The organism is Desulfovibrio porci (genome assembly GCF_009696265.1).
Lineage (GTDB): Bacteria > Desulfobacterota > Desulfovibrionia > Desulfovibrionales > Desulfovibrionaceae > Desulfovibrio > Desulfovibrio porci.
In genome coordinates this window covers 1-4,136 of the sequence record NZ_VUMH01000028.1, presented here as the reverse complement: position 1 = coordinate 4,136, position 4,136 = coordinate 1, and the positions used below count along the sequence as shown (strand labels likewise).

The 4,136-nt window shown below is 62.5% G+C and carries 1 protein-coding gene; it reads left to right on the top strand.

What is annotated here, in order from left to right; genetic code table 11:
* Window positions 1-4,077 (top strand): beta strand repeat-containing protein (locus FYJ44_RS14510; protein WP_195841043.1); only part of this gene is annotated, 4,077 nt, incomplete at its 5' end.
* Window positions 4,078-4,136 lie beyond the last annotated feature (59 nt).

Below are 4,136 nucleotides of genomic sequence, written 5' to 3'. Positions count from 1 at the left end.
AGGGACGCCGGCCTGAACCCGGTGATGCACTACCTGAGCTATGGCCGGGGTGAGGGCCTCACCATTCAGGATGCCCAGCACGGCGCCGTCACCAGGGCGCTTACGACGGGGATCGACAATCTGGTGGGCACCACGGGCACTCCCACGGTGGATGCCGCCGGCAATCTGGTGGTCAACTCCAATTATGACGACTACTTCACCGCTGAGACCGGCACGCTGCAGAGCGCCGATGTCATTGACGGTCTGGGCGGCGTGGACACGCTTTACGCCCGCCTGAACACCTCCGAGGCTCCCGAGACGGGTGAGGCTCTCGAACCCACCATCAAAAATGTGGAATATGTGCTCTTCCAGGCCCAGGTGCCGGCCGGCCCGGCCGCCGGCGGCGTGGTGCCTGTTACGGCCTACATTGACGCGGACCGCATCTGGCTGGCCGACGGCGAGGTGCTGACCCTGGGCTCGGTCAACAGCCGCGCGGCTCTGAGCATTGAGGACGTGCGCCACAATTCCCACGAAACCGCCATTCGCTTCGCGGATGCGGACCCCGGGGTGGATTTTGACGTCTTCTTCGACTCGCAGCATCTGACTTCCGCGGCGAGCAACACGGCCGGCACCCTGAACATTGAGATCGTGGACGTGCGCGGCGCCCAGGTCAGCAATCAGCCGCTGGAAAACAACCCCTTCGACAAGTTCACCTTCCAGTATACCGACAACGCCGGCGCCACGAAGCTCATCGAGCTTGAGGTGGGCGCGGTCAAGGGCAACGCCAGCTACACCGATCTGGTGAACGCGTTCAATACCGCCCTGGAGGCGGCGGGCGTGGACTCCTTCATCACCGCCAGCCTCGGCAGCAAATTCTCCGCGAGCGCCACTGTCGGCACCACCACCTATACCACGGACATGGGCAAGTATGTGGTGCTGACCTCTTCCTCCGGCACCATTGCCACCAACAACCCCGACGGCACGCCCATCCCGGGTACCGGCTGGGGTGTGACCTCCGGCACGGTGCCCGCCACTGGCGGCATCGTGTGGGGCGCCGGCAGCGTGGCGACCACGAGCTGCCCGCTGATCTCCACTGTGGTGGAGCTGGACAACGTGGGCCGCGTGCAATGGGACGACGCCTCTCCCGACTGCCTGCCCAACGACATCATCTACGGCTCCCGGGCGGGGGATCTGGAAATCGGCTCCATGTCCCTGCGCAGCGGCGTGGAACGCTTTGACGTGAAGGTGGACAGGGGGTCGTGGCTTTCCAGCCTGTTCTCCACCAATCAGGAGCTGCGCATGGTCACCGTGGAAGCCAGGGACATTGACGGCGACGGCAAGTCCGGCGGGCAGCTCTACATCGGCGACTGGGCGGGCCGGGGCGATCAGCTTGGCGACGACACTCAGCTGACCTGGACCGACGCGGCCAAACTGCTCTCGGCCACTGGCGCGGGGACCGGCGACCCCTCCGGTCTCAATGACGTGGCCGTGTTCGACGCCAGCGACTACGCCGGCGCCATCAACATTGCGGCCGAGATTACCGCGGCTTCCTATGACAAGTATCTCAAGTCCGTGGACGGCGCGAAGGACATTGACAAGATGTACGCGCCCCATGCCGGCTATCAGGGGCAGTTCGCCTACATCACCGGCCAGGCTGACGACGTTGTCAACATGACGGTCAATGGCTCCATTGCGGCGGACGTGGACTTCAGGATGAACATTGACACCGGCGCGGGCAATGACCTGGTGGCCTTCCGTTATGCCGACATGTCCGCCAATCAGGAGAACAATCAGAAGAACCTGCAGAATGTGACCATCAAGACCGGCGAGGGCGACGACACGGTGTGGTTCTATGCCCCCGCCGCCGCCGCCGCCGCCGGCGGTTCGGTGATCATCAATACCGGCGCGGGCAATGACGTGATCTACGCCAACCAGCAGGAACTCTTCACGGGTGGCTGGGTACCGGGCACTCCGAAGACTCCGGACAATTACAACGCCGTTTTCGTGTTCAACACGAACAACCGCGAGCTGGCCACGGCGGGTCTTGCTGGCGCGACGCTGAGCAACGATCTGGCTGTGGGTCAGGATACCTTCGAGGTCACTCCCGTCGCTGACGAGTCGCTGTATGTCACGGTGACCTTCAAGGGCCACCAGGCCAGGGCGAAAATCGCCGACGTGACCGCGGCCACCACCAGCGTGACCGCCGAGCAGATCAACCACGCCATCATTGACGCCATTGCCAATGATCCCGTTCTGAAACACCTTGTTTCGGCCAAGGACGGCGCGGGGCATACGCTGCTCATCGAATCCATCATCAACGGCCAGATGACGGCGGCCGATCTGGGCATCAGCTTCGGCGCGCTGAAGAGTGACGGCACCACCGGCGCCAGCACCGTGAGCACCGGCACGTGGTACAATACCCAGTTTGCCACGAACACCGGCGGCTCGCAGCAGTATACGGGCAACGATTCCACCTCCAGCCAGGTGATTGTGGACGCCGGCGCTGGCGACGACCTTGTGGTGCTTGGTCCCAATGCCGGACGGATGGACATCATCGAATTGCGCGGCAATTTCGGCAACGACACTGTGGTGGGCTTCAGGAGCGGCGAGGACATGATCAACCTGGCCGGGTATCTGGATTCCACAAAGCCGCTCAATGCCGGCGTCCCGAGCGGGCTCGTGAACAACTCCGCCATCGTGGCGACGTTCGCCGGGCCCAAGGACACCAAATCCGGCATCTACACCCAGGCCGAGGTCGATGATCTGGTGAAAGCCGGCAGCCTCAGCCTGACCGGCGCCAATGGCGACAAGGCCGTGGCTTTCCTGCAGGCCGTCAACAAGGATGGGCAGAACGTCTATACCATCGTTCAGATGAGCACGGACGGCACCACTGACAAGGGCACGGTCATGGGCTCCATGACGCTTGACAGTGTGAACGGCGTGAAGACCTCCATTGCGAGCACCGACTTCAGGCTCGACAGCGTCATCCGTGATTCCGTCACCGGCAAGGCCTATGGCCCGGCGGACTACACCGGCACCTCCCTTGAGGGCACCTTCTTTGCGGATACCTTCAATGACGTGAACAGCGCCACGCTGGGCACTGTCACGGCTATTGACGGCAAGGAGGGCGACGACACGTTCAACATTACCGGCGACCTCGGTGCTACCATCTCGCTGGAGGGCGGCGAAGGGAACGACACGTTCAATGTCAAGTCCGCCGCGCCCATCAATGGCGGAACCATTGACGGCGGCGCGGGCTTTGACACGCTGACCGTCGACAAGATGTTGACGGGTAATGCTACTCTGACCGCTCTGAACAATGTGGAAAATGCCACGTTTAACAATACCGGCACCGTGACTATCACCAACATGGCGACCGCTGACAATGCCAGCACCCTGACGGCCGCTAACACGGTCACCAGCCTGACCATTAACACCTTGAAAGCGGATGTTGCCACGACCATTGACGGCTCCCTGGTTGCGGGCGCCGTTACTGTGAATGCCTCGACCTCCACCGCGGCCGTGACGCTGAAGGGCGGTACGACGGGCGCTGCCAACCTCACCGGCGGCGCTGGCAATGACACCATCATCACCACCGGCACTGGCACAAGCGACATCACGAGCGGCAAGGGGGATGATACCATCCAGCTGGGCTCCACCGGCAAGGATACGGTCAAGTTCGCTGCCAATCTGGCCGCCAACGGCCATGACACCATCACCGGCTTTGAAGCCGGCACCGGCAAGGATGTCTTGGATATAGCTGCCTTTACTGCTAAGACGAATATGGCGACCAAGGTGGATGGATCTGCCAACGACCTTACTATCGGCGATGCCACAACAAACAACATCGGCGTGCTGTACAATGTGGCCGGCGGCGTGCTGACCGCCGACAAGGTTGTGACTAGTGGCACGACGGCCAATGGCGAAGTGATCATTGATGCTGGCAAAAAGGCCGTGGTTATGGTCACGGCCGATTCTGCCGGCGCAGCCGCCACCTACAACATGTACTATGTCACCGGCGACGCGACAGCGCCCACCGTCGAACTGGTGGGCACCGTCACCACGGATGCCGCGTTTGACGCGGGCAACTTCGCCTAAACCCTGATACCTTCCCTTCCGCTCCCCTCTTCCGTGGGGAGCGGAAAGGGAGACGGGCG